This is a genomic window from Kitasatospora sp. NPDC034533, assembly GCF_055575155.1.
In genome coordinates this window covers 11,601-38,183 of record NZ_JBVITE010000054.1, presented here as the reverse complement: position 1 = coordinate 38,183, position 26,583 = coordinate 11,601, and the positions used below count along the sequence as shown (strand labels likewise).

Below are 26,583 nucleotides of genomic sequence, written 5' to 3'. Positions count from 1 at the left end.
ATGGCGGCATGAACGAGACCACGGTGGCCCCCGGCCCCGCGACGATGACCTTCTCCCGCTACGAGGACGTGACGGCGGCGCTGGCCGACCCGGCGCTGGTGCCGGCGCCCGCCGCCCCCGTCCCCGGCGCCCGCCCCGGCACGGTGGCCTGGCTGCGGTCCGCCGTCGCCCGGTTCAGTTCGGGCGAGCCGCACGCCCGGCGCCGGGCGCTGGTGCTGGCCGATCTGGAACGGCTGGACCCGGCCCGGCTGCGGGTGGCGGCGGCCGGCGGCTTCGAGACCGACGTACGGCTGAGGGTGGTCCGGGTGCTCGCGGCGGAGCTCGGCCTCGCCGACCCGGAGGCCGTGGCGCGGGACGTCGCGGCGGTGTCGAAGGCGTACTTCGCCGCCGCCCCGAGCGGCGCCGGCCAGGCTACGGACGCGGTGGACGCTGCCGCGGACGCCGCGGTGGCCCGGTTGCTGCCCGCGATGGGGGACCCGGACGAGGAGACGGCCGCGAACCGGATCGGCCTGCTCGTCCAGGCCTGTAACGCCACCGCCACGCTGGTCGAGTCGGCCCGCCGGAACGAGGGCGGGCTGCCCGGCGTGCTGCGCGCGGACCCGCCGGTCCGGACGCTGCGCCGGCTCGCCGCCCGGGCCACCGAGCTGGGCGCAGTGCCGGTGCCGGCCGGGACGGTGGTCCTGCTCGACGTCGCGGCCGCCCAGGCCGGGGCGCCCGAGGGCGTCGCGCTCACCTTCGGTGCCCCGCCCCGCAGTTGCCCCGGCAGCTCGCAGGCCCTGGCCCTCGCCGGGGGCATCCTGTACGGCGCCTCCGATCCGGCGGACACCGGAAGCCCGTCGGACACCGGAACTCCGGCGGCGCCGGACCTCGGCAAGGCCGAACTCGCCGCCCTGGTGCCGGAGATGGTCGACCGGGTGCTCACTGCGGCCGTTGCCTGGACGAACTGGGACGGCCGCCCGATCGTCAACGCGGAGGGGCGGACCTACGCGCCGCACAAGGTGGTTCGCCGGATCGCCGACCACCTCGTCGACCACCTGGCCGAGTTGGAGGCCCGACTGGCCGGCGAGCCGACCGAGCCGGACCACTGGCACGCCTCCGCCACCACCACCCCGGCCGACCTCGCCCCGTTCACCACCGCCGACCTGGACGAGGCCCGCAGCCGGCTGACCAGGCTGGGCGGGATCTGGTCGCGGCGGGTCGCCGCCCTGCCGGACGCCTGGCTGGACGACTCGCCGGGCACGGGCTGGAGCTTCCGGCAGATCGTCTGCCACGTCTCCGAGGCGGGGTACTACTACGCGAACTCGCTGGTGAGCCTGGCGGATCGCCCCACCGAGGGTCGGACGGAAGACCCGGCGCAAGGCCCGGCGGACGGTCCGGCGGAAGGTCTGAAGGAAAGCCCGACCGGAAGCCCGGCCGGAAGCCCGATGGCAAGCGCGGCCGAGAGCCCGGCCGGAAGCCCGACGAACGAGCCCCGGGAGACGGACCGATGACCCCCTTCGCCGCCCTGCACCACCGGCCCGGCCGCCCCCTGCTGCTCCCCAACGCCTGGGACCACGCCTCGGCCGCCTCCCTGGCCGCCCAGGGACACCCCGCGATCGGCACCACCAGCCTGGGCGTGGCAGCCGCCGCCGGTCTGCCCGACGGTGCCGCCGCCACCCGTGAGCAGACCGTACGGCTGGCGCGGCGGCTCGGCCGCGGCGGCTTCCTGCTCAGCGTCGACGTGGAGTCCGGGTTCAGCGAGGACCCGGACGAAGTCGCCGAACTGGCCGTGGAGTTGGCCCGGGCCGGCGCGGTCGGCATCAACCTGGAGGACGGCCGGGCGGACGGCAGCCTGGCCCCGGCCGCCCGGCACGCCGCGAAGGTCGCGGCGGTGAAGGCGGCCGTGCCGGAGCTGTTCGTGAACGCCCGTACCGACACCTACTGGTGCGGCCAGGACGCCCCCGAAACGGAGGCGCTCCGGCGCCTGGACGCCTACCTGCAGGCGGGCGCGGACGGCGTGTTCGTCCCCGGACTGGCCGATCCGGCGGCCATCGCCCGGCTGGTCGGCGCGCTCGCCGCCCCGCTGAACATCCTCTGGTCGCCGTCCGGTCCGGGCCTCGCCGAACTGGCCGCGCTGGGGGTGGCCCGGGTCAGCCTGGGCTCGCTGCTGTACCGCGCGGCGCTGGCGGCGGCGGTGGCCACGGCCGCCGCCGTCGCGGCGGGCGAGCCGGTCGGTCCGGTGCCGGGGTACGCCGAAGTGGCGGTGCTCAGCGGGAGTTGAGCCCCCGGATGGGCGGTCTCAGCCCTGACGGCGGGCGTTCAGGTTCGCCTCGATCCCGTCCAGGATGACGTTGACGCCGAGGGCGAAGCTGTCGTCCCGGCCCGCGGCGACCTCGTCCGGCACCTCCGTGGTGTACAGCCGGTGCAGTCGCGGGAACTCCTTGGTGGCCTCGATGACGGCGGGCAGCAGCCGGTTCATCCACTCCTGCTCGTCCTGGCCGCTGCGGGCCAGCGCGGTCACCCAGGAGGCCTCCACGCAGGCCGTCCCGATGGTGTAGCCGAGCACCGCGTTCATCGCGAGGTTCGCCTCGCCGATCTCGAAGCCGGCCGTCTCCGTGACGGCGAGCATGGACTCGGACAGCCGCATCCAGTTGGGACCGAGGTAGATCATCCCGACGTCGCCGATCACCGAGACCATCCACGGGTAGCGCATGATCGCCGCGCGCATGCTCTCGGCGCACTCCATGATCTTCGCGCGCCACACCTTCGGATCCTCCGAGCCCTCGGCCTCGGGTCGCGGGAGGGTGCCGAAGATCTGGTCGACGACCAGGGCGAGCAGTTCGTCCTTGTTGGCGACGTGGGTGTACAGCGAGGTCGCGCCGGCGTTCAGCCGGGCGGCGAGCTTGCGCATGCTCAGCCCCTCGATGCCGTCGGAGTCCAGCAGCGCGAGGGCCTCGGTGACGATCTGGTCGCGGCTGAGGGCGGGCTGTTCCCGGCGCCGCGGCTGGGGGCGGCTCCAGGGGAGGGGGATGCCCGGGGTCGAGCCGTCTTCTGCCTTGGCCGCCATCGGCCCTCCTCACCTTTCGTCCGGACTTCGTCCGGTTCGGCACCGCACGCTGCGGTCGTGCCCGAACAGGGTACGCCCGGCCGTACGGTGTTCGGCAGACGAACACCGTACGGCATTGCGAACAGTGTGCGGTGTCCGTACAGTGTTCGGAGCGGCGCACACCGTACCGTGGGGACGGAGGGCGGTGTGCCCGCGACGACTTCCGCGCAGCCCGGGGCGGACGGCGGCTGCGGCCATGGCCCTCGCCCCGCGCCGCGCGCTCGATCCGAAGACCCGAACACTCGAAGATCCGAAGACCCGTCAGTCTGAAGGGGGAAACGCCGTGGAACGGCATCCGCAGCGCTGGCTCATCCTGGTCGTGCTCTGTCTCAGCAGCCTGGTGCTGGTGATCGACAACATGGTGCTCACGGTGTCCATCCCGCCGATCGCGGAGGACCTCGGGGCCGGGGCGCAGGACATCCAGTGGATCATCGACTCCTACATCCTGGTCTTCGCCGGCCTGCTGCTCACCTCGGGCAGCCTCTCCGACCGCTTCGGACGGCGGAAGGTGATGATCGTCGGCCTGGCCCTGTTCGGCGCCGCCTCACTGGTCGCGGCGTACGCCGGCAGCCCCGGTGAGCTGATCGCCGGACGCGTCCTGATGGGCGTCGGCGGCGCGCTGGTCATGCCGAGCACGCTCTCCATCCTGATCACCGTCTTCGACGACGAGGAGCGCCCGAAGGCGATCGCCGCCTGGACCGCGGTGGCCATGGTCGGCCTGGTCGGCGGCCCGGTGCTGGGCGGCGCGCTGATCGCGCACTTCTGGTGGGGCGCGGTCTTCCTGCTCAACGTGCCGATCGCGGCGGTGGCCATCGTCGCGGCCGCGCTGCTGATGCCGGAGTCCAAGGGCCCGTGGCGGCGGCCCGACCTGCCGGGCATGGTGCTGTCGATGGTCGGCATGACGGCGCTGGTCTGGTCGATCATCGTGCTGCCCCGGGACGGCTTCGCCAGCGCGAGCGCCCTCGGCGGGCTCCTCCTCGCCGCCGCCGCGCTGACCGGCTTCGCCGTCCGGCAGGTCCGCACCGACTCGCCGATGGTCCCGCTCAAGCTGTTCCGCAACCGGGTCTTCACTGGCGCCAGCTTCTCCCTCGTCCTGCTGACCTTCGCCACCGGCGGGCTGATGCTGGTCCTCACCCAGCACCTCCAGTTCGTCCTGGAGTTCTCGCCCACCGACACCGGCCTGGCCTTCCTCCCGCTGGCCGTCGCCTCGCTGGCGTTCAACGCGCTGGGTGCGGCGCTCGGCAAGAAGGTCCCGGCGCGGGCGCTGACCTCGATCGGCATGCTGGTCATCGCGTGCGGCTTCGGGCTGCTGGCCACCCTCTCGGTCGGCGACGGCTTCACCAAGGTCGTCCTGGCCATGCTGGTGCTCGGGGCCGGCTCCGGCCTCGGCATGCCGGCCGCCGCCAACGCGCTGATGAGCGCCATCCCCAGCGAGCACGCGGGCGTCGGCTCCGCGCTCAACGACACGATCCAGCAGTCCGGTGCGGCCCTCGGCGTGGCCATCCTCGGCACCGTGCTCTCCAGCACCTACACCGGCGCGATGCCCGACACGGCCCCTGCCGCCGCCCGCCACGACATCACCGGCGCGCTCGCGACGGCCGGCTCCACCGGGGACGGCGGCCTCGTCGCGGCCGCCCGCGAGGCCTTCAACACCGCCACCTCCACCACCTTCACGGTGGGCGGCATCGCGGTCGTCGCGGCCGCGGCGCTCACCCTGGCCCTGATGCGCGACACCCGGAAGACCACCGCCCCGGATCCCGACGCCCCGGTGACGCCGCAGACCGAACCGGCCGCCTGACGGCAGCCGGTCGGCTGCTAGCTGCCGGCCCCGATGGCCCCGACCGCCTCGCGCGGTCGGGGCCATCGGGGCATCCGGCCGCTCCATCCGGGGTGGTGACCTCGGGCGTGGTGGCGCGCGCAGGACGCGGGGGAGCACTCGCGACACCAAATCCGCCGAGCGCGAACCCGATCGCCTGGGCGGTGTCCGGCGGGGCCCGGTCTCCACGCTGGGTGACTACCTCGTCTCTGCCCGGATGTCGCCAGTGGGGGTTCAGGTCCTCTCCCGGCCGGCTGATGGTTGCCGACCACCTATCGGGCGTCCAACTCCGTTACGCGGCACCTTTGTTGGGGTGTGATGGGCTTGCCGGATGGGGCGTGGGGGTCGCGGTGGCTGTCGCCCGCCCCGGCTTCGCCGTGCCCGGCCGCTACGGCTGGCCGGGGTCCGGCTCATCCGGCGGATGTTCGGGAGCGCCGTGCCGCCGACTGTCGTGCTGACTTCGAGGTGCTGGTGTGCCAGGCCGGGGGGTGGGCGCGCGGTGTGGGGAGGCGGAGGGCTCATGGCTGGAGGGCGGCCTGGTCGGCGTCCGGGAGCCAGTCGCGTGCCGGGTCGTACTCCAGCCAGCGGCTGCGGGCGGCCTCGGTGGTGAAAGCCCGCAGCAGGTCTTCGAGTTGGGGGTGCGGGTCGGTGTCCGGTCCGGTGCGCCACAGGAGCGACCAGGCGTAGAGCGGGGTCGGGTCCGCCAGCGGGACGGTGCGGACGCCCGGGTGAGCGGGGAGCGGATTGTCGGCGGGCACCAGGGAGAAGCAGGTCGGGTCGGTGCGGACCTGCTCCACGAAGTGCTCCAGCCCCAGGTTGGTCGAGCCGACCCGGTGGGTGATGCCGAACCGGGTGGCGAAGCGGGTCAGGAAGTCCAGCCGGTCCACCGCCGCCGGGTAGCGCAGCACGCTGCCCCACAGCTCGTCCGGGCGCAGGGTGTCCCGGTCGGCCAGCGGATGGTCGGTGCTCAGCAGCGCGTCCACCGGTTCCAGGCGTACCAGCCTGTGCGTCAACCCGCTTTTGTTGTTGGGAAGTTGGTGCACCCGGCCGAACCCGGCATCCGCCTCGCCGCGCAGTACGGCCACCGCGACCGATGGCAGGTCCCGGCCGGGCACCGGCTCCACCTGGAGCCCCGGCGCGGCGGCCACCGCCTGCGCCAGCGTGCGCATCGGGGCGTAGAGGTGCCCCCACACGTCGATCCGCAGCGGGCGCGCGGCGCAGCGCACGGCGGCCACCGCCCGCTCGCCCTGCGCCAGCACCCGCCGGGCCGGCTCCAGGAACCGCCGCCCGGCCCCCGTCAGCCCCACCCCGCGCGCGTCCCGCTCCAGCAGCCGCACTCCCAGCGTCGCCTCCAGCCGCGCCACCCGCTTGGACAGCCCCTGCTGGCTGATCCCCAACCGGCCGGCCGCCCGCCCGAAGTGCAACTCCTCGGCCGCGACGACGAACGCCCGCACCTGCGCCAGATCCAGATCCACCCCGGCACCTTAGGGCGTGGGGGTCGGGCGGCCGACCCGGGGGCGGGAGCGCAGCGTGCCCGCTCGCTCGCTTCCGGCGGCCTTCGGCAGGGCCGTCGCCCGGAAGAGGGCGCCTTGCCGGGAGTCCTCGGCCGCCGATGGTTGCCGGGTTCGGGTCGGGGCGGGGCAGGTCGGGCCGTTCGGCGGTGCTTCTCGGTCGGGTTCCGCTGCGGTGCTGCGGTGCTGCGGTCTGCCGGGCGCCCGGTTGCTCCCCGGCGAAGTGCGGCGGTGCCGTCCGGAGCGGGGCGGGGGCCGCGCCCGCCGGCTGTGCTGCCCTGGATGCGGGCCGGGGCAGCTGTGGTCTGCCGGGTGTGGTGGGCGGTTCCCCGGAGGGTGCCGTGTTCGCCTCCGGAAAGGTTCGGCGGTGCCGTCCGGGGTTGCCGTCCGGGGTGGGGGTGGCCGCGCCCGCCGGCTGTGCCGCTGATGGCCTTCCGGCCCGGCCGCGTCCGGCCGCCCCGCCCCGCCCCCCCGCCGTCCACGGTGCCGGCGGCCCGCAGGTGCGCACGTCGCCGCGTCCCCTCCGGCCCTCCTTCCTCGCCGCACAACCGGTGGTTGTCGACTCTCCCCTCCGGTTGTTGGACCGGGTGCCGCCACGCGGGGTGAGCTGAGGGGGTATCCGACGGAGGGGTGGGGATGAAGGCGCTGGTGGCGACGGGGCGGATGGCGGAGCCGGTGCGGTTCGCGGAGGTGGAGCAGCCGCGGCCGGGGCCCGGGGAGGCGCTGGTGAAGGTGGAGGCGTTCTCGGTGAACCGGGGGGAGACCTTCCAGCTGGAGGCGCCTCGGGCCGGGTGGCGGCCGGGGAAGGACGTGGCCGGGCTGGTGGTGCAGGCCGCCGCCGACGGGTCGGGGCCGGCCGCGTGCCGCCGGGTGGTGGGGCATCCGCCGGCCGGGGGGTGGGCCGAGTACGTGTGCGTCCCGACCTCCTCCCTCGCCGAGCTGCCCGACGGCCTGGACACCGTTCGGGCCGCCGCCCTGCCGCTGGCGGGCCTCACCGCGCTGCGGCTGCTCCGCGCCGCGGGGCCGCTGGCCGGACGGCGGGTGCTGCTGACCGGCGCCTCCGGGGGAGTGGGGCACTACGTCACCGAGCTGGCGGCCGCGGCCGGGGCCGAGCTGACCGCCGTCGCCGCCTCCCCGGAGCGCGGGCGGCGGCTGGTCGAACTGGGGGCGGCCGAGGTGGTCCACGACCTGGGCGAGGCGCGCGGTCCGTACGACCTGGTGCTGGAGTCCACCGGTGGTGCCGCGCTGCCGGTCGCGCTGGCCGGGCTGGCCCGGCGCGGCACCCTGATCTGGTTCGGCCAGGCCTCGCGGACGCCCGTCACTCTCGACTTCTTCGACTTCTTCAAGGGCCCGGAGTCGGCCGTCCTCCGGCACTTCCACTACGCGGACTCGGACGTGCCCGACGGCGCCGACCTGGCCACCCTGGTGCGTCTGACCCGGCAGGGGCGGCTGACCCCGGAACCGGGTCTGGTCGCCCCCTGGGCACGGACCGCCGCCGTGCTCACCGACCTGCGTGAACGCCGCATCCGCGGCAAGGCCGTCCTGACCGTCGCCTGAGACCCGATCCGAACGATCCGAACGATCCGAGGGGAACCCCAGTCATGCCTGATCCCATACGTCCCGCCGAACCCGTCGAGTCCGCCGACCTCTCCTTCCTCGACGCCCCCGGCCTGCTGCCCGCCCTGATCGAGGAGAACCGCCCGCGCGCCCACGGCGCGGGCCTGGACCTCTACGAGTACGACCGGGTGACCGCCGCCCTGACCTCCCCGCAGGACTGGCCGGCCGCCTTCCGGGCCGTCGGCCGCCGGTACGTCGAGGCGGCGGAGCGGGCGGCCGCCGAGGGCCGCACCGTCACCGCCGGTGAGCGTTACCGGAGCGCCGCCCGCTGGTGCCACTTCGCCGGGCTGCTCCCGCACCCCGACCGGGCCGCCGCGGCCGGCGCCGCCGCCGAGGCCGACGAGGCGATGCGGCGGGCGCTGGCGCTGCTCGACCCGGGGGCGGAGCGCGTCGAGGGGGACGGTTTCGCTGGCTGGCTGCGCCGCCCGGCGGCCGGCGGGGAGGACGCCCCGGTGGTCGTGGTCGTGCCGGGGATGGACTCGACCAAGGAGGAGTTCCACGCGGTGGCCGAAGCCCTGCTGGCCCGGGGCGTCGCGGTGCTCGCCATCGACGGGCCCGGGCAGGGCGTGCAGGCCGCCACCAGCGCGCCGGAGCCGGAGTACCACCGGGTGGTCGGCCGCGCCCTCGACGCACTGGTCGGCAGGGCGGGGCTGGACCTAGCCCGGACCGCCATGATCGGCCTCAGTCTGGGCGGCTACTACGCGGCCGAGGCCGCCGCCCGCGAGCCGCGACTGTGCGCGGCGGCCCTGGTCAGCGGTCCGTACCGGCTGGACTGGGACGGCCTGGTCCCGTTCGTCACCGCGACCCTGGCCCAGCGCTGCGGCGGGAACGAGGCGGCCCGCGCCTTCGCCGAGCGGGTCGACCTGACCGCCCTCGCGCCGGGGATCACCGTCCCGCTGCTGGTGGTCGAGGGCGGCGAGGACCGGATCCCGGGCGTCACCCCCGCCACCGTCCTGGTCGAGCGCGCCCCGCACGCCGAACTCCTGCTCGTCCCGCACGGCAACCACCTGCTCGGCACCGCCCTGCCGGACTGGCTGCCCGCCACCGCCGACTGGCTCGCGGAGCGGCTGAACGGCTGATCGGCTCATCGCACCGCGCGGGGGCTGAACGGCTCATCGCACCGCGCGGGGGCTGAACGGCTCACCGCGCCACCGCTCGGCCGGACACCCGGCGGCCGAGCACGGCGGCCGCGAAGAGCAGGCCGCCGGCCAGGAAGAACGGCTCGTAGCCGAAGGTCGCGAACCGGGCCATCGAGTCCAGCTCGTCACTCGACCGGCTGCCGATGGCCAGCGCGATCCAGTCCGGCACGGACGGCGCGGCGTGCAGCACCAGCAGTGCGGTGGTGCCCCACAGCGCGAAGCCCAGCAGCCGGGCCGGCACCCGCGCGCCCCACCGCCGCACCGGCGCCGGCGCCACCCCCGCGGCCACCGCGCACAGCGGGACCGCGATCACGTCGATCACCAGCAGCGGCGCGCTGCTCCACACCGACCGCCCGTCCGGCAGCCCCAGCCGCCCGTCCGGCAGCCCCAGCCGCCCGTCCGCCAGCCAGTACAGGTGCACCAGCGCGAAGGCCACCGCCCACCCCGCCGCCGCGTACCCGGCGCCGAGAGCCACCCGGTTCCAGCCCGTGTCCCGTGTCGTCTCCATGCCGTCCACGGTCCCGCGCCGCCCCACCGCACCGGATCGTCCCGCAGGCGGTGCTCCCTCCCCCTCCGGGGGGAACGACGAAGCCCCCGTAGCGAATTCGCCACGGGGGCTTCCCGGTTGTGGCCAGGGCCGGGGTCGAACCGGCGACCTTCCGCTTTTCAGGCCAAGCCGGGGCGTCAAGATGCCCCTGTTTGGGTGATTCTGCCGTCCATGGAAGGCTGCCGTCGGACGCCATCGTTCGGGCCGGTTGGCGTCAGCGTTGGCGTCAACCGGGGCGGGCTGGAAGCGCCACCAGGTAACAGACTGCTGCTTGATTCACACGATTCTCCGTGCCGGTACCGCCGAAGAGGCGAGACTGGGTGTGCATCTCTCGGGAGGGGACTGATGGGGATCAAGATCGAGCCGGCGTCCGGTGCGCAGGCGGAGCTGATCGAAGCGGCGATTGCGCTGGGAAATCGTTACACCAAGACGCTGGGCCTGTTGACTCCACCCGTCTACCAGAACGCCGCGGACGAAGGTGGCCTGCTGATCGCTGTCGACGGTGACGAGGTGATCGGCTACGCGCTCTGCGGACTTCCCAAGCGGAGCCCACATGTCCGGTTGACCCACCTGTGTGTCGCCGAAGAGCGCCGGGGTGAAGGCGTTGCCCGCCTACTGGTGGAGACCATCCGGACCAGGTACTCGCAGCGGCTCGGGATCAAGGTCAAGTGCCGACGCGACTACGGGCTCACGGAGATGTGGACGAGTCTCGGTTTCGTCCCGCGTGGTGAGGTGCGGGGTCGCAGCAAGAATGGCGATGACCTGGACGGCTGGTGGCTTGACCACAGTCATCCGGATCTCTTCACCGACGTTGAGAGCGATGCGCTGACCATCGTCGTCGACCACGGAGTATTTGCGGACCTGCGCGGGCTGACTCCTTCACCCGGCGCACTGGAGTCAGAGGCTCTGGAGGCCGGCTGGCTGGCCGACCTCGTGGAGTTGGCCTTCACTCCTCAACTGTTCCGTGACGTCCGCGAGATCACTGACGCGGCGGAGCGTAAGCATCAGCGGGCTGCCCTCTCTGGGCTGCGACAGATCACACCTGCTTCGGAACCGGTGGCGGCCAGAAGCCGCGAGTTGCTCGAGGCGGCCCGCGGGGTCGGGGCCGACCTGTCCCAAGGGACCGAACTGGAGCGGCGCGTAAGGTACGTGGCCGAGACCTCGTGTGCGGGGCTCCAGGTACTCGTCACACGTGATCCGCTGCTCACCGGGCTGGCAGACGTGGCATGGGACATCGCCGGAGTACGGGTCGTCCATCCGTCGGTCGTCACTCTCCACGTGGACGAACTGCACCAAGCCCAGGTCTACAGGCCGGCCGATCTCATGGGTACCGAGTTTCGGGTCGGGGAGGTCACTCCGGGCACCGAGGGCGAACTCGTCGCCTTCTTCGACCAGTCGAGTAGCGACAACGGCTCGGCGTTCGCACGGCGCCTTCGGGCGCTTGCGGAGGATGCCGTCGTGTGGCGTCGGGAGCTCCTCCGCGACGGAGACGGCCGACCGGTCGCTCTGTACGTATGGGCAATGGACGGCCGGACGTTGACCGTGCCCCTCTTGCGTACCGCTTCGCACCGGTTGGAGCAGACTCTGGCCCGGCAGTTGCTCTTCGGGCTGAAGCGCCTGGGTCGTGAGCGGGGCGCTCGAGTAGTACATATCTCGGACGCATTCATCTCGCCTGTCGCAAGGGCAGCGGCCGGCAGCGACGGGTTCTTCGAGCACCAAGGCGGCCAAGCGGCACTGCTCGTCAACGTGATCGGGACGGCCGATGCGGTCACGCAGTCCGCCGCGGAGGCCGCTCGCGCCCTGGAGCGTAAGGCGACAGCCCTCCAGACTGGGCTATCGGCCGAGGTGACGGGAGCCGTGGAGCGGGCCTGGTGGCCGGCCAAAGTCATGGATTCATTGATGCCCTCCTTCATGGCGCCCATCAAGCCGCGGTGGTCCACGGAGCTGTTTAACGTCCCCGCGATGCTGCTGCCGCGGAGCAGCGAGCTGGGAATCAGTCGCGAGCACGTCTACTACCGGTCACCCGGGCACCGAAACGAGAGCGTCCCGGGGCGCCTGCTCTGGTACGTCAGCGACGGCTTGCCGGGCCAGGACGGGCAGATGGTGATCGGCTGTTCGCGCTTGGACGAGGTAGTGATCGACACAGCTGACACCCTGTTCGCCAGATTCGAACACCTGGGCGTATATGGTCGAGCTGAGGTCCGTGAGATCGCCCATGAGGGCTCCGGTCGAGCGATGGCCTTGCGGTTCTCGGACACCGAGATCTTCCCCAAACCGGTGACGCTGCGACAGCTGAAGTCGTTTGCCGGTGACCTGGGGCTACCGTTGTCCCTGATATCGCTGACGAAGATCGACAACAGGCTGTTCCAAGCGATCTACGAGGAAGGGCATCGAAGGACGTGAACGAGCCGGAGCGCGCGATGCTGCTGTCCGTCCACCCCCGTTTCGCCACCGCGATTCTCGCCGGCAGTAAGACCGTGGAGGTGCGTCGACAGCGCGTCGCCGTCCCGCCGGGCACGCCCGTCGTGCTCTACGCCACTGCTCCCACCATGGCCCTCGTCGGAGCGGCTCTGGTCGCTGCCGTCCACGTCGGCTCTCCTCGGGAAGTCTGGTCAGCACATCGGGCGCAAACGGGCATCAGCAGGCGCGAGTTCGACGAATACATGAGCGGCGCTTCGCAGGCAAGCGGTCTCACACTTACGGAACCGGTTACCTTCGAGGAACCGGTTCCGCTCAGCGCGCTTCGGGCGGCCGGCCCGTTCCACCCACCGCAGAGCTACCGCTACCTCCACGGTGAGTCGCTCCGGCAGATGGTGGAAGCATCGTCTGCCGCAGGCGCTGACCTGCAGGGTGTTTTGGGTACCCCGGTCCCTGTGTAACTCAGGCCCAAGGACCAGTGACGTGGACGACTCGGCGTGACCGACGGATCGTTCAGGAAGGTAGACGAGAGCGTGGAACCATCGGCCGGTAGTCGTCAGCGAGAGTGAGTGGCGGGATTGTCTGATGGCGCTGCCGGTGACTCCGGCGGTTCACGTCGTTCCAGGACGGGGAACGCGCTCATAGAGCTGGTCTTCGATCCGATGGATCTCTCGCTCGACGGACTCAGTCAGATTGGGGTTGTCGATGAGGACTCCGAACTCGACGTTGCCGTACTCCGCGCTCCAGGAGAAGTTGGCGCTGGTGACCAGGAGGAACCGGTGATCGATGGCGAGGAACTTAGCGTGGTTGCGCACTGGTCCTCCGTCGAACTCCCTAGTGCGTAGGACGATCCCTGGGCGAAGGTGCGCGGCCACCTCTGCTGTGGTCGGTGACCCGGGCTTGGAGTGCCGGTCGGCTGCTTGGGAATCGAGATAGATCCGCACGTCGATCTCGGGACGGCTGACTGCTCGGCGTAGCGCTCCCCAGAGCTCTGACGACCGTTGGAAGTTGAAGGTCGAGCAGGTGACGGACTGGCGGGCGCTGTCGACGAGGCGGGCGACAGAGCTGGTCAGCGGGCCGGACTGTGCGAGGTGGCCGGGCATGGTCCAGAGCGGGTCGAGGGCGGTAGTGATCGACCGCGCTCCTTCCACGGCCCGGAGCACGGCCACGACCTGGCCTGCGCCGGGAGATCCTGGTCCAGAGCCCCGTTCCAGCAGCGCTCGCACCTCGGGTCGGCGTCCGGTGGCGACCACTTTGAGGGCAGCCGTCAGGGTGTCGCCATCGGTGAGCCGGTCGGCGATCTCCCGGGCTTCGGTGCCGCTGAGGAGCTGCCCGAGCTGTCTCGCCGCTGCCGGGTCAATCGGCGTGGTCGAAGAAGCCAAGGTTGCTCCCGGGTAGGTCGACGAGGAAGCGGCGGTCGAGGAAGCGGTTGGCCCGTTCGCAGGAGGTCTCGGAGGCCATGACGCAGCAGTGGCAGGCGGCGCCGTGAAGGAAGTCCTCGGGGTCCTGCGGCGTGCGCGTGGCGCAGATCGGGTCCGAGGAGCACCGGGTGGCGCGGTAGAGGGCGCGGGAGACGACCCCCTGCAGGCGCGTGGGTTCGCTCAGCTGCACCAAGCCGCCGAGCGTGCCGTCGCTGTCCGAGGCGGTGGTACAGATCAGCAGGCCGGCGGCGGCAGCCCGTCCCTCGGATTCCGGCCAGGCGTACAGGCGCTCGCTCAGGCTGGCCGCGGAGTATCCGCAGGTCATGGCCAGTTCGCGGATAAGCACGTGGGCGAGGGTGTGGACGAGCCAGTAGCGCGGCGGCCTCAGCCGGGTGTCGGGGTCAACCTCGACGGCCGTCTCGGAGAAGCGGCGGTGGAAGTTGCGCCGATGGGCGTCGCGGTGCGCCCGCCAGATGTCGCTGGTGGAGATCCGCTCTTCCCACACGGCGACCGCCTGGTCGTCCAGCTGAAGGAAGATGCCCTCCCCGCGGTCCTCGGTGGCGACGGTCCACGCCGGGCGGGCGCTGCGGGTCAACGGGGCAAGTCGGCGTGGCAGGTCCCCTACGCGGTCCATGGCGTCGATCCGGGTGAAGCCGATTAGGGCGTTCACCTTGCGCAGCTTCTCGACCGCGAGCACGCGGGTGATCTGCGGTGGCAGGCCGGGATCGCGCTCTCGTTTCGAGAGCGTCAGCCCGCTCGACGGGTCCTCAACCCTGGGGCCGAGCACGTCCTTTTGCAGGTACAGCCATTCGGGAACGAGAAGGTCGACGGGATCCCAGGTGCGGATGCGCTCATCCTGTTCCGCCTCGGAGGCCGGAGGCGCGCCAGCGGCTGCCACCGCCTCCGCCAGTTCTGCGTCCGACAGGTCGGTGACGTCGACCTTGCCGTCCAGCACGTCCCGCAGGGTCTCCAGGTCATCCCGGTACTTCGCGAGCTTCTCGCCCAGGGCGGTACGGATCTGGTCGGCGAGGTCGCTCTTGCGCTCCTCCGATGACTCCGGCATCACGATGATCGAGTGCGTCGCCGGGAACCACAAGTTGGAGGCGCCGACGAGCATCAGCCGGGTCTCGTTGCCGCATCCGCCCGGCTCGAACGCGTCCAGGTGCGGGTGGCGCCCGCGGCAGCGCGGCAGCTTGGACCGTCCGGCTTCGCCCTGTGCCTCGTTCATCGGCCGCCGCGCGCCGCAGGACTCGCAGCGGATCACGGCCGAAGCACCCTTGCCGGCCGTGCGGTCGACCATCTTCAGCGCCGGGAACTCTGCCTTGTCGCATTGCTGGCCCTGGTGGACCCACCGCTCGTAGGGGAACTCGTCGAGGTGACCGTCGACGCAGGCCAGGAGGTAGCGGGCCGGCACCGCCGGGCGGCGAGTCGGCCTGCGCGTACGGTCACCGGCCCGGCCGGTGCACCGGGTGTGCTCGAAGCAGGCCAGGTCCGTGCGGTAGGGGTGGGTGTTGCGGTAGTCGAATTGCGCGAGGGCGCCGAGCATGTCGCAGCCGGTGCACCGCAGCCACTGCGGGAACACGCGAGCCGGTACACCCAGGTCGTTGCCCTCGGTGGACAGGCTCATCTTCTTCGCCTGCCAGGGGAAGGGCCTCAGCTGGATATCCCGTGAGCGCAGCAGCATGGCCACGGCCTGACGGAGCCGCGGCGCGCGGATCTGCGGGATGCCGTCGCGGCGACGCCAGATCCGGTCCCAGTCGTCGAGGCCGGAGGGCATGACCGTGAACTGCGGAAGGTCCATGATCGCGCCCGGGCCGTAGGTGTACAGCAGGGAGGACGGGCGGCCCGAGCCGACCTTGGCCCGGTTGTGCTTGCGGCCCTCGTCCGACTCCCGCTCGGCGTCGCCCAGCGGATCGACGGCGTTGGACGCGTCATAGAGGAACCGTGTCTCAGCGAGGGGTTCGGCGGTCACGAGTCCTCCTTGAGCGGAGCGAAGTCCCAGCTCGGAGTGCCGGGCGGTTCCACGAAGATCAGGTTCTCCTTGATAGGGCTCACCAGGAGGTTGATCTCCGGTTGCACCTCGCGCATCGAGTTGGCCACGACGAACGGTGGAGCGTCCTTGCTGTCCGCCGCGGAGCGGGCGTTCTCGGCGCTGATCATGAGCGGGCCGAAGTGCGCCTCGTCCGAAGTCCGCTCGTAGACCAGGCCCTTGCGCAGGCGCGCCAAATGCGTGCGCCGCTTCTCCCACTGGTCGAGCCGGTTGCGCAGACGCTGACGTGCCCGGTCAGCCGCATCCTCGTCGGATGCCCGCTGCACCCGCGCCACCAGCGCGTCGATCAGCGCCTCCGCGAAGTCGCGCTCGGCCGCGATCCGACCTGCGTGCTGTTCGGGCGACAAGCCGTCGGGACGGACGGCGTCGAGGACCCGGGCCGCACTGACCAGCACGCCGTCCAGCCCGCGCTCCAGGGAGGTGACCGAGAACGGCGTGACAGACAGCGCTTCCACCCTGGCGTAGAAGGTCTCGTGGTAGTGCCGGAACTGCTCGAAGTGCGCCAGGTCGCGCGGCCGGGCCCAGTTTCCCAGCGTGACCACCAGTCCGGGCTTCTCCCCGGAACGTCCCACGCGCGAGGACGCCTGGATGTACTCCGCCGTGTTCTTCGGCTGGCCGACCACAAGCATCAGGCCGAGCCGGGTCACGTCCACGCCTACCTGCAGCATCGAGGTGGCCAGGATTGCGTCGTACGGGCTTACCTCGCGGGTGGGCATCGGCTTGCCCGCCTCGCGCAACGCGCGCAACTCCCGCTTACCGGAGACGGAGTCGAAGGCCGGGTCGAACGGCACTGCCATCTGGTCCAGCGTGGTGGTGATGTCAGCACTGGCTACACGGGAGGTGAGCTCCGCGGTGTTGAGCGTCCCGTAGTCCGTGCCGGTGCGGCGGGGCAGCTTCGACCACGGTCGCCGCTTGAAGAGAGCGGTCTGGATGTCGTCGCCCATGTAGCGGGCCATACCAGCCAATTCGCGTGTGGCGCTGAAGTAGCCGACCAGGGTCATGTAGGGGTCGGCGGCCGTGCCGGACCGGTCGAGCAGCAACTGCGCGCCGGCCATGAGGACCTCGGCGACCCGGATCTCCGCCGTGGTCAACCGGACGCCCGTGGTGCTGATCCCCACGTAGCGCCGACCGGGGAAGTGCTCCGAGACGGGCTCCTCCTTGGAGAAGAACGTCTTCCCGGCGTCGAGCACCTGCGGCGGGAAGATCGTCACATCCCGCCCGTAGAGGGCGCGCACCTGATCGGCCGCGTTGCGGGCAGTGGCGGTCGAGGCGACCAGCAGCGGCCGGACCGCCTGGCCCTGCGCGTCTCGCCAGCCCGCCATCACGTCGATCGCCACCTCGAACAGGCCCACCGTCGTGCCGAGCGCCCCGGTGATCAGGTGCAGCTCGTCCTGGATGATCAAGTCCGGTGGGCGCAGCCGCCCGGCCGGGCGAAGCCCTGCAGCAGGCAGACCGTCCTTGGCCGGATGCCTGCCATTGTCAGTCAGCTCGCAGTACCGAGAGTCCGGGTGCACGTAACCATGCCGCCCGCAGAACCGGGACGCGTAGCCGAACAGGGAGGCGGCCTCCCCTTCCCGCGCCAGGCGGGCGAATTTGTCCACGGTGGCGATAACGAACGCCGGGGTGAGCCGGTAGATCTCCTCATCCACCGTCAGCACCGGCAGCCCCTCAGCCACCTCGCCACCCTCCGCGAACGGGCAGCCCGCAAGTTCATCCCCGCAGTACACGTGCACCCGACGGGACGCCTTGACCGCCTTGACCTCCCGGGCACCGATCTTGCTGCCGCACCACGGACACCGCTGGATCTGCAGCACCGTCAGCCGGTAACCGGAGCGGTTGTTGGCCTTCTCCAGCTGCGTTGCCGCTTCCTCGAACCGCTTCGGGCTCACATCCGTGCCCACCCACAGCCCGATCCGGAACGGCTCCTCGCCCCACGTCTTCGGGTCCCTCCTGCGCGCCAGCTCGGCCGCGCAGACGAGCGCCGTAGCCCGCTGGAACTGCTGCGCCGTCAGCAGCCGTAGCGTGTAACGCATAAGCACGGCCACGCCCACACCACCGTCCAGCGCGCCGTCCGGAGTCACGACGACGCCCTGACGTCGCCGGATCGCGAACGTGTAGGCCGCCAGACCCAGATACGCCTCGGTCTTGCCACCACCGGTCGGGAAGAACAGCAGCTGCGCCTTCGCCAGATCGCCGGAGCGCTTCTCCGCCGCCGGATCGGTGAGCAGCGGCAGCTGCATGAGAATGAAGGCCAACTGGAAGGTGCGCCACGAGTGTGCCTTCGCGCCCTTGTCAGCGAGCACTGTGGCGCGAGCCTGCTCGATGCTCACCTTCGGGTGTTTGGCCCGGTGCTCGGCCACCTGGGTGTGGATGCGCTGATCCGCCATCACTCGGTTCATGAACTGGAAGCAGCGCAGCGCCTCGTCGTCGCCGAGCAGGTGTTCCAGGCCCTCGGCGAGCTGGCGCTGGACCTTGCGCGCCTCGCTGACCGCGTCAAGCCCCTCGCCCCGCAGGTGCTCCGGCAGAGCCTCGGCACGACGCTCCTCGCCATCCAGCCAGGCCGCGTACTCGCGGACGATCGGCTCCAGGCCGGCCCGCAGCTCCTCCCCGCTCGCCGTGGCGAGCGCGGTCATGTCCAGCAGCGCTTTGCCGATCTCCTCCGCCGTGGTCTGTGGCGTCTGACAGGTCGGCAGCCAGGTCGTCCACACTTCGCTGGCCCGGCGCGCACCTGCTGCCACCTGCCAGTCCACCGAGCATGTGCGCCCGACGGCGAACTCCAGCCGGTCCCGGTATTGGAGATTCAGCCGCCGCAGCTCGTCGTCCCGCTCGTGGCGGGTGTCCTCCACGGGATCGGCGACGGGGAGGAACACCTCGGCGCCACCGGCGTCCACGGTCAGCTTGGTCTGGTACAGCCACGCCTCGACCGGGATCTTGCGCGGCGTCTCCCGGTCGTTGCACAACGCCACCTCGACGATCAGGCAGCCCCGCGCCTCGTCATCGTGCCGGTCGACGCGCAGCACGACCTTGTCCTTCAGCGGGAACTCCGTCGTTGCCCCTGCTTTGAGGTCGGCGACGGCGACCTTCGTGACGATCTCGATGGGCGTGCGCTTGTAGCGGCGGACGCGCCCGCCATCAGTGGTCTCGGACTCCACCTTGACCGGCTCGTACAGTCCCCAGGAGGCGGTGACCGTGAAAGAGCCGAGGTCAGACGGGATCTGGCAGCGCAGACCCATTGAGGCGGGGATCATCAGTCCACGCTGCTGCGGCTGGTCCTCCACGCCGGCGTCCTCGTCGGCGGCCGAGCCGCTCTCATCGACGGCCGTGACGGGCACGCCGCGGCCCTCGTCAGCGGCCACGGCGTCACCGACATCGGTGGCCTGCTCGTTTGCGTCGGCGTCCTGCGGGTCGTCGCGGCTGACAGTCAGCTTGAACGGAGCGATCCGGCCGACCAGGTACGCCGCGTCCGGCGCCGCGTCCAGCACCTCCTCCGAGCCGCCCGCCGGTCCGAGCAACTCCCGTTCGAGGATGTCGACCAGGTTCTCCCGTACCGTCCACGACCGTCCATCCGGCTCACATGCGAGCCGGTACTCCGGCTGGTCATCGGCCCTGGCAGCGGGAGATGCAGCCGTCGGCTTCGCGCTGGGTGTGCTCACTCGTCCTCACCCTCGATCTCATCCTCGCTCTCGAGTGGGGGCGGTGCCTCACTCTGTCCGGCGGCGCGGCGGTGATTCTCCCCCAGCAGCCGGTCCAGGATCTCGACCCGCGCCGCCGGGCTGACCGTCCAGCGCTGAATCTGCCGGTAGATGTGGAACCCGTGCTCCAGCGGCACTTCCCCCCAGCCGTAGGCATCCATGACGGCCTGGTCGAGCGCGACGTGGATCTGCCGCAGCCGCGCGATGTCGGGGTCGGCGGTATCGGTGATGTCTGGGTCGTTGATGCGGTTGTACAGCTTTGTCAGCCCGAGATCGCGACGCAGCATGATCTCGCGCCGCTCCGTGTCGAGGGTCGCACCAATCTCGGTGAGCCGATTGGTTGGTTTCGGGCGAGGGAAAGTCTCGAAGACATCGGAGGGGGTGTAACGGACCCGCGTCTCCAATGTTGAACCGTACAAGATTGCCCAGGTTTGATGCAGGCTCGACGACAACACCGCCTGATCCGAAAATGAGTCAGTCGCAAAGATGACCGTGGCTTCGCTGGGTACGATCCCCTTGGGAACTCGGCACGGCATGACCGTTACGGAGTGCCGAGTCATGATGAGCATTTCGTTCAGGTCTGCAATGGCTTTCCGCATCGCCGGGCGCTTTTCGGCATACTGCCACCATCTTTCGCGAAGGGCTTTGCGATTCACCTTCTGGCGCTCAGATTTTACCTGATCAAGGAGCCGGGCGTAAGGAATCGGATACTCTCTTGCTTTGTCCTCTGAGCGATCGAAAAAGTCGATCACCCACCGAGAGGGAGACATATTTGCTCGCGAGTTGAGGTCTTCGCCGTTTAGATAAGGGAAAAGCACCTCGGCGTTCTTCGGGTCGGCGTTGATCCATTCCATCGCCTCCTCGGGGTTCAGGATGAATCCCTTTCCCAGTACGATGCATCCCTGGAATGTGATGCCAGCGTTCTCGGGCAGTCGTACCGGGGTACCATCGATGCGCCCTGCAGGTTCCAGAAGCGTCGAGATCTGCTTCACTTCGACGCCATCGGCCACTCGTGGCACATTCGGATTGACTGAATTCCGAGTCCCCCAGACCGCCGCGTACTCCAGGTTGGCGCTAGTGGCTGGCCACGACCGGCTCTGGATCGCCCGGGTGATGGCGAATCCGTCGGCGACCATGCGATCGAGCCCGACTTCGCGAGTGCCTCCCTGGGCGACGGTGTTCGTCGCGATCAGGCCGAGGTTGCCCTTACGGGTCACTAGGGCCATCGCGCGCAGGAAGAAGTAGGCGACGCCGTCGGCGCTACCCCGTGTCCCGGACGCCAACACGTTGACAAACCAGTCGCGCATATTGGTGCCCATCGCGCCGGTGAGCTTCTGCCCACCTAGGAAGGGCGGGTTGCCGATAATGGCGTCGAAGCCGCCACGCTCCATCACGTCTGGTACGGCCAGGATCCAGTGCAGCGGCTTCCACCGGTCGTAGTCGGTCTCGATGGTCGGGGTGAGGCCGGCGGAGAGGATGCCGTCGAGCATCGCCCGATTAGCAGTGCCGCCGTCCGCGGGGTAGGCCAGGCCGACGGCGACTCGGAGGTTCTCATACGCCTCGGTGAGCGCTTTGCCGGGCTTGCCGCCCAGTCGTAGTCCGGCGGCGATAACGCCGTCGGCGACATCCGCGAGTTGGCGAGTGAGTTCCTGATACTCGCGCCACTGCCGCCGCTTCGTCGCCGCAGATCGCTGCGGGTCGTCGTCGTTGACCTCGCTCGCCAGGTTCTGGCGCAGTTTCGTCGCCCTGTTCAGCACGCCGTCGATGTCGAGGTGGCGGATCGTCGCGGTGCCCTCGTCGAAGTCGAAGAGCGGTGTCGCTGCGGCCTTGGCCGGGGTGATGTGGAGCGCGCTCAGCTGTTCGGTGTCGGTGAGGCCGAGCAGGGAGTTGCCGTGCAGCACCTTGTCGTCGACGAAGGAGAACGGCAGTTTGGGGTCCAGGGAGACCAGCCACAGCGAGAGCTTGCACATCTCCACGGCCATGGCGTTGATGTCCGCGCCGTACAGGCACTTCGCGACGATTGTCCTTATCGCGTGGACATACAGGTCGTGCGCCGTTCCGGTTGCCACGCCCTCGCGACGCCACGCCTCGACAAGCCGGGCGGCCAGGTACCGCGCGGCGGCGACGAGAAACGCGCCGGAGCCGCAGGCGATGTCGGCGATCTTGACGTCGAGGATGTCGTCGGACGACACCGGTCGCCACGCATCGGGGTCGCCGATCTGGTGCGGGCCGGGATTGAAGACCAGCGGCTCCAGGGCGTGCTTGACGACCTCCTCCGCCAGCTTGCGCGGGGTGTAGTGGGCGCCGGCCGTGGCACGTGACGGGGTTTCGACGATCAGCACGCCGCCGGGCTCGACCACGAAGGGCCGGTTGCGCAGGTCCCGCCGGATGATGCCGATGTGGGGCCGCAGCCGGTCGCGCAGGGCCTCGTCGATGGTTACGGCTCTCAGCGCGCGTTCGGCGTCCTCGACCTCGTCGCTGCCGCGGATCGCCTTGGCCAGTGCGGCCTTGGATGGCAAGTTGGCGGCGGGCTGCTCGTCCTTCACCCAGGCCAGGATGGCGTCGGCCAGCTTCGCAGGGTCACGGTAGTGGGCGGCCATGGCCTCCAGCTCGGCCAGCGGCATTTCCGGTTCCTCGCCGGCCTTGCCGATGAGTCCGATGGTGACCTGGTCCGTCTCCTTGCTGGCGTAGCCGAGCAGGCCCTCGTAGATGTAGCCGATCTGCTCGACGTCGATGTCGCGGAAGGAGATCCGCCGGGCCGGCTCGCCCCGTAGCTGGGCCATCTGCACTGCGCGCAGCACCTCCAGCATGACCCGGTCGCTGACCGTGATGGCCAGGGTGCCGCGCGGGCTGCGGGCGGTGAGGAACGGGAAGCGGTCGGGGTCGAAAAGTGATCCGCCGTAGGAGGGCAGACGCAGGTCCTCGAACGAGGCGCCGCGCGAGAGCGCCTGAGAGGTCGCCAGCAGCCGGTGCCAGGTCAGGTGGGTGCCGTCGAGGGTTTCGCTGCCCTCTTCGCGTTCGCGGCGGTCGAGGGCGTCCAGCTCGTCGCTGATGCCGTAGCCCATCGCGAACAGCCGGCTCTGCGGAAGCAGGCCGCGTTCCTCGGCGAAGAGCAGGAAGACCACTCGCATCATCACAGTCACGGCGGCCTCGTAGACCCCCTCGCGGTCCGTCGGCAGGGGGTCGGGCTCGCCGTGGCGGACGGCGTCCAGGCCGGCCTCCGACAGGGCCTGTACGAGCAGCTCGACCGCGCGCCGCACCTGGACGCCGAGCGCTTCGGTGATCTCCTCAGCTGCGGCGACCGACTCGCCGAACAACTCGGTTAGACGGTCCTCGGGGCGTCCGCCGAGCAGTCGCCGAAGACGGAGCAATTCGACGAAGGCGTTGCGGGTCTGGGGCTCCTCGATCCAGGTCTGGGCGTCGACGATGCCGGAGGCGACCATGGTGTCCTTGCGGGCGCTGACGATCGCCCACCAGCGTCCATCGGTGACGACGCCGACGGGGACCTTTCCATGCCGCAGCAGTTCTTCCATGCGGTCGATCGGACTGGTCGCCCAACCGTCGTCCAGCGGATCGCGTAGCGAGTCCACGGGGTCAACGACAAGGACGAGCGCGCCGACCGTCTCGCCGTAGGCGAGTGCTCCGGTGGGCGTCACCGTCACGGCATAGTTGGGTGACCGCACGCCGCCGGCGACCTCGGCGAACAGCGCCCCGGTCAGATCGCTGGTGTAGTGGTCGCCCCAGCCGAGGATGTTCCGCAGAACCAGTTCGACCCAGGCGTCGCGGGCCTCGCGGTAGCGGTCGAGCGCGGACGGGTCGTCTCGGCGCAGGTCCCAGCCTTCCCATGCCTTCTCAAATGCCGGCTTGGCGTCCTTGAGCAGGGCCGCCTGGTCGGCACCGACTTGGGGCATCCCCTGCTGCCAGACGCGCTTGAGGGCGGGAACGGACAGGAACGGCCCGTCGGCGTCCACCAGTTCCAGCCACGCGCGGTGGAGGTCGGCGGTGGATCGTGCCGACCCGGCGGACTTGCGCCTCATGACTGCACCCTCCCTGCTTCGGCGTCGGCCGGGGTCAGCGCGAAGACCACGGCTGCGGCGGACACGTGCGGTTTGACGTCGGCGTAGCGCTCGCCGATCGCGGCGATCTCGCGCTGCTCCTCCTCATGGAGGTTTGCCAGCCGGTCCTCCATGGCCAGCAGGTCACGGCGGCGCTGTGCCTGCTGGTCGTCGGTGAACAGCAGTTCCTCCTGGGCCTTGATCTCCCGCGCCAGCCGCTCGCGGGACTCCTCCAGGTTGATCCGGAAGGCCGTGAAGATCTCCCGGGCACGGGACACGTCGGACTCCTGGCGGGTGCGGAGTGTCTCGGTGACCCGCTCCTGATGGGACTCGGCCCTGCGCGCCACCGCATTGAGCAGGCGGGTCCGCAGCCGGGAGTCCTCGGCGTCCCACAGCTGGGCGAGCGATGCACGCACGCCCTCGTCGGCCAGGATCAGATGCTCCGCGTCGAGGGCCTGGTCGAGCACCTCCTCCACCTTGACCTCGGCCATGGCCTGCCCCCGCAGGCGGACGCCGGTGAGGAAGACCTCCTCGTGTAGCCGCAGGCCGCCGCGCCCGACGAGGACCAGCCGCGAGACGGCGGCCACGCACGACTGCGGCAGGTCCTCGACCACGACTGCGGTCACCCGGTGCACCGGGGAGTCGACGCTGAACAGCGCGCTGCGCAGTAGCCGGGCCGACCGTTGCATCAGCGCGTGGCCGAGGTGGACGTGCACCAAATCGGTGCGGTCCTGGGCCGCCTTGTCGTCGAACGTGATCGGCCGCAGGACGCCAGGGTTCAGGCGGGTGTCGAGCCCATCGAGGGCGTGCTGCCAGGCCGACCCGAGCGAGGGGATCTCGAACACCCTGGCGTCGCTGCGATCATCGCCGATCTCGATCAGCGGCGGCTGCGCGGTGAGCGCCAGGGCCGCATCCACCACCCGGCGCGCATTGCCGGGAGTCAGGTGCATCTCCAGCTTGCGCTGGTCGTAGGTGCGGGACAGTTCGGTGAGTCGACGGTTGAGCTCGATGCCGCCCGCCAGCGCTCGGGTGATGATCGCGTCGCCGCTGTCGTGGTCGGCAGCCCTGGTCTTGCGGGCAGCGGTCGTGGTCGGGCTGAAGTGCTCCTGCAGTTCGCCGTCGATGATCTGGTTGACCGAGCCGAGATCGTGGGCGACGTTGCCGACCTTCTCCGCGATGCGGCGCATGAAGTCCATGTCCGCGGCGTAGGTCGCCGAGGTCGAGTCGGGCGCGAAGTGGTAGATCTCGGGCGTGTGGTGCTGGCCGTAGCGGTCGATACGCCCGATCCGCTGCTCCAACCGGGAGGGGTTGAACGGGATGTCGAAGTTGACCAGCCGGTGGCAGTACGCCTGCAGGTCGATGCCCTCGCCGGCCGAGTCGGTGGCGACGAGCACCCGCACGCGCTCCTTGCTCGGGTCTTCGGTGAAGCGGGCACGGATCTCCTCCCGCTCCTCAGCGGGCGTGGATCCTTGGATGGTGGCCAGCACCTCGCCGTAGCCGCGCTGGGTGAGCACGTCGGCGATCCAGTCCAAGGTGGCGGCGTATTCGGTGAACACCACCACCCGCTCATTCATCCAGGTCTTGCCATCCGGACGGCAGACCGCGTCGAGGAAGCCGATCAGCGCCTTCAGACGCGAATCCGGCCGGTGCTCGAAGCGCCGGCCCCATGAGACCAGGGCGGAAATCTCCTGGGGGCTCGCGGCTACCAGCGGATCGGAGCCCTTGCTCTGCCGCAGGGCGGTGAATTCCGGATGGTCTTCCCGGCCTTCCTCCTCGTCCGACTGCTGGCTGCCGAGGATCTCCTCGTAGTAGTCGTCCTCGTCATCCAGATCCGGCAGCCGACCCGTTGCGGCGGCCTGCTCGTAGAGCTCCAGCGTGCGGGCGAACGACCACGGGCTGGACAAGAAGCGCTTCTTCAGCAGCATCGCCACGATGTCACCCGAGCGCTTCTTGCCGTTGGCGCGGGCGCTCTCGGCGAGGAGGCGCTCCAGAACCGCGAACTGCTGCTGCTCGTCGTCGTCTGGCGTGAACGGGATGGTCTTCAGCTGCCGGGCCTTGAAGCCCTTCTCCTTCAGCTCAGTCTTCAGCCGACGCACCGTCACCTCACGCAGCGCCCGCTCGTCAAGGAGGGCGCCGCGGCTGAACCGCCGACCGTCGATCATCTCCAGCAGCGCGGTGAACGACTCCGGGTAGCCATTGTGCGGGGTGGCGGACAGGAACAGGCGGTGCTCGCACCGCTCCGCCAGCTCGCGGGTGGCCATCGTGCGCTGGCTGTCCACGGCGTACCCGCGGTGGCCGTCCGCAGCGCTCGGGCCAGCGGGTGCGACATGGTGGGCTTCATCGACGACGAGCACATCGAACGCGAACCGCCGGGCGGTGGCTGTGTCCCGGGCGTCAGCGTAAATCGCGCGCAGCAGACGCTGCGCGCGTACCGTCGGCAGCCACGACAGGCTCACGATGACCCGCGGGAAGAGCCGGAACGGATTCGCGTTCAGCCCGTGGCTGCGCCGTACCTGCGACATCAGCTCGCTGTTGACGATCACGAAGTCCAGGCCGAACTTCTCCCGCATCTCGTCCTGCCACTTCAGGGCAAGGCTCGGCGGGCAGACAATGACGACCGAGCGCGCCCGGTGCCGCAGCAGCAGCTCCTGGATGACCAGGCCGGCCTCGATGGTCTTGCCCAGGCCGACGTCGTCGGCGAGCAGCAGATTGGTGCGAGAGGACTGCAGGGCGCGGCGCAGCGGCTCCAACTGGTACGCCTCGACGTTGGCGCCGCTGCGGAACGGAGCCTGGTACGAGTCGGCGTCAGCGGAGGTAACCGCACCCCAACGTACGGCGTCAACGAATGCAGCGAGCGTGTTCGGGTCATCGAAGCCATCCACTGCGATGGTCTCCGGCAGACCCTGATCAGGCGCGACGGTGTGCCCGACCTCTAGCTCCCAGACAACCGCCAGTTCCTCGCCAAGGCGGTCTTCTTCCAGGGACTGGAGGCTGACTACGTGCGTAAGCCGAGCCATGCCCTCATCGGCGGGGCTGCGCGGCAAGCCCTGTTGGCGCACGTCCGCGACCGCCCAGGTGGAACCCCGAACGTTGACGACCTGTCCCGGTTCGGGGATCTGCGGCAGAGCCGCAGGCTGCGCGGTGCGCGGGCCCCGCTGCACCTGCTCGTCAGACACAACCGCCATCGCGCGTCCCTTCGCCACCACCGCTGCTACTGCCACCTGATCATGCC

Annotated in this window: 15 protein-coding genes; 7 read left to right on the top strand and 8 right to left on the bottom strand. The window is 70.7% G+C overall.

The window, feature by feature from the left end:
* Positions 1-8 precede the first annotated feature (8 nt).
* Together ACZ55U_RS29560 and ACZ55U_RS29555 are read left to right on the top strand one after the other, a co-directional pair.
* A complete protein-coding gene (locus ACZ55U_RS29560) occupies positions 9-1,490 on the top strand; it encodes a cytochrome P450 family protein (RefSeq protein ID WP_465530841.1) in 1,482 nt (493 codons plus the stop codon).
* Complete coding sequence (locus ACZ55U_RS29555; protein ID WP_465530839.1) at positions 1,487-2,260, top strand: isocitrate lyase/PEP mutase family protein; 774 nt, start codon at positions 1,487-1,489, stop codon at positions 2,258-2,260. The genes ACZ55U_RS29560 and ACZ55U_RS29555 overlap by 4 nt, the downstream gene beginning before the upstream one ends.
* Before the next feature lie 18 nt (positions 2,261-2,278).
* Here the strand turns inward: ACZ55U_RS29555 and ACZ55U_RS29550 are convergent, their stop codons facing one another.
* The gene (locus ACZ55U_RS29550) at positions 2,279-3,046 is read right to left on the bottom strand and encodes a TetR/AcrR family transcriptional regulator C-terminal domain-containing protein (protein ID WP_465530836.1); all 768 of its coding nucleotides are present in this window, start codon (positions 3,044-3,046) and stop codon (positions 2,279-2,281) included.
* Positions 3,047-3,368: 322 nt separating this feature from the next.
* On the opposite strand from ACZ55U_RS29550, the gene ACZ55U_RS29545 reads away from it, so the two are divergent.
* A complete protein-coding gene (locus ACZ55U_RS29545; RefSeq protein WP_465530834.1) occupies positions 3,369-4,883 on the top strand; it encodes an MFS transporter in 1,515 nt (504 codons plus the stop codon).
* Between the two features lie 536 nt (positions 4,884-5,419).
* Here the strand turns inward: ACZ55U_RS29545 and ACZ55U_RS29540 are convergent.
* Positions 5,420-6,376, bottom strand: coding sequence for a LysR family transcriptional regulator (locus tag ACZ55U_RS29540; protein WP_465530832.1), 957 nt, complete (start codon positions 6,374-6,376; stop codon positions 5,420-5,422).
* 672 nt (positions 6,377-7,048) lie between these two features.
* Between ACZ55U_RS29540 and ACZ55U_RS29535 the strand changes: the two genes are divergently transcribed.
* Positions 7,049-7,969 carry a zinc-binding dehydrogenase gene (locus ACZ55U_RS29535; RefSeq protein WP_465530830.1) on the top strand — a complete coding sequence of 307 codons (921 nt, stop codon included), beginning with the start codon at positions 7,049-7,051 and terminating at the stop codon, positions 7,967-7,969.
* A gap of 44 nt (positions 7,970-8,013) precedes the next feature.
* Positions 8,014-9,108, top strand: a complete 1,095-nt coding sequence (locus ACZ55U_RS29530) for an alpha/beta hydrolase family protein (RefSeq protein WP_465530828.1) — start codon at positions 8,014-8,016, stop codon at positions 9,106-9,108.
* Between the two features lie 61 nt (positions 9,109-9,169).
* On the opposite strand, the gene ACZ55U_RS29525 is transcribed toward ACZ55U_RS29530, so the two are convergent.
* The gene (locus ACZ55U_RS29525) at positions 9,170-9,676 is read right to left on the bottom strand and encodes a DUF3995 domain-containing protein (protein WP_465530826.1); all 507 of its coding nucleotides are present in this window, start codon (positions 9,674-9,676) and stop codon (positions 9,170-9,172) included.
* Positions 9,677-10,060: 384 nt separating this feature from the next.
* Here ACZ55U_RS29525 and ACZ55U_RS29520 point away from each other — a divergent pair, with 384 nt between their 5' ends.
* Together ACZ55U_RS29520 and ACZ55U_RS29515 are read left to right on the top strand one after the other, a co-directional pair.
* Positions 10,061-12,118, top strand: coding sequence for a GNAT family N-acetyltransferase (locus tag ACZ55U_RS29520; RefSeq protein WP_465530824.1), 2,058 nt, complete (start codon positions 10,061-10,063; stop codon positions 12,116-12,118).
* Complete coding sequence (locus ACZ55U_RS29515) at positions 12,115-12,594, top strand: ASCH domain-containing protein (protein ID WP_465530822.1); 480 nt, start codon at positions 12,115-12,117, stop codon at positions 12,592-12,594. The genes ACZ55U_RS29520 and ACZ55U_RS29515 overlap by 4 nt, the downstream gene beginning before the upstream one ends.
* A 150-nt stretch (positions 12,595-12,744) precedes the next feature.
* On the opposite strand, the gene drmC is transcribed toward ACZ55U_RS29515, so the two are convergent.
* From drmC to drmD, 5 genes are read right to left on the bottom strand one after another with little or no spacing between them, the layout of a single operon-like run.
* A complete protein-coding gene (gene drmC / locus ACZ55U_RS29510) occupies positions 12,745-13,515 on the bottom strand; it encodes a DISARM system phospholipase D-like protein DrmC (protein WP_465530820.1) in 771 nt (256 codons plus the stop codon).
* A complete protein-coding gene (gene drmB, locus ACZ55U_RS29505; RefSeq protein WP_465530818.1) occupies positions 13,490-15,526 on the bottom strand; it encodes a DrmB family protein in 2,037 nt (678 codons plus the stop codon). The genes drmC and drmB overlap by 26 nt, the downstream gene beginning before the upstream one ends.
* Entirely contained in the window at positions 15,523-19,257 is a 3,735-nt protein-coding gene (gene drmA, locus ACZ55U_RS29500; protein WP_465530816.1) for a DISARM system helicase DrmA, read from the bottom strand. The genes drmB and drmA overlap by 4 nt, the downstream gene beginning before the upstream one ends.
* Positions 19,254-23,333, bottom strand: a complete 4,080-nt coding sequence (locus ACZ55U_RS29495; protein WP_465530814.1) for an Eco57I restriction-modification methylase domain-containing protein — start codon at positions 23,331-23,333, stop codon at positions 19,254-19,256. Before ACZ55U_RS29495 ends, drmA begins: the two co-directional genes overlap by 4 nt.
* Complete coding sequence (gene drmD, locus ACZ55U_RS29490; protein ID WP_465530812.1) at positions 23,330-26,527, bottom strand: DISARM system SNF2-like helicase DrmD; 3,198 nt, start codon at positions 26,525-26,527, stop codon at positions 23,330-23,332. The genes ACZ55U_RS29495 and drmD overlap by 4 nt, the downstream gene beginning before the upstream one ends.
* Positions 26,528-26,583 lie beyond the last annotated feature (56 nt).

Bases quoted from the DNA above. Each gene is read 5' to 3' on its own strand.
- ACZ55U_RS29560 (WP_465530841.1), top strand. From the start codon at position 9: ATGAACGAGACCACGGTGGCCCCCGGCCCCGCGACGATGACCTTCTCC.
- ACZ55U_RS29555 (WP_465530839.1), top strand. From the start codon at position 1,487: ATGACCCCCTTCGCCGCCCTGCACCACCGGCCCGGCCGCCCCCTGCTG.
- ACZ55U_RS29550 (WP_465530836.1), bottom strand. From the start codon at position 3,046: ATGGCGGCCAAGGCAGAAGACGGCTCGACCCCGGGCATCCCCCTCCCC.
- ACZ55U_RS29535 (WP_465530830.1), top strand. From the start codon at position 7,049: ATGAAGGCGCTGGTGGCGACGGGGCGGATGGCGGAGCCGGTGCGGTTC.
- ACZ55U_RS29530 (WP_465530828.1), top strand. From the start codon at position 8,014: ATGCCTGATCCCATACGTCCCGCCGAACCCGTCGAGTCCGCCGACCTC.
- ACZ55U_RS29525 (WP_465530826.1), bottom strand. From the start codon at position 9,676: ATGGAGACGACACGGGACACGGGCTGGAACCGGGTGGCTCTCGGCGCC.
- ACZ55U_RS29520 (WP_465530824.1), top strand. From the start codon at position 10,061: ATGGGGATCAAGATCGAGCCGGCGTCCGGTGCGCAGGCGGAGCTGATC.
- ACZ55U_RS29495 (WP_465530814.1), bottom strand. From the start codon at position 23,333: ATGAGGCGCAAGTCCGCCGGGTCGGCACGATCCACCGCCGACCTCCAC.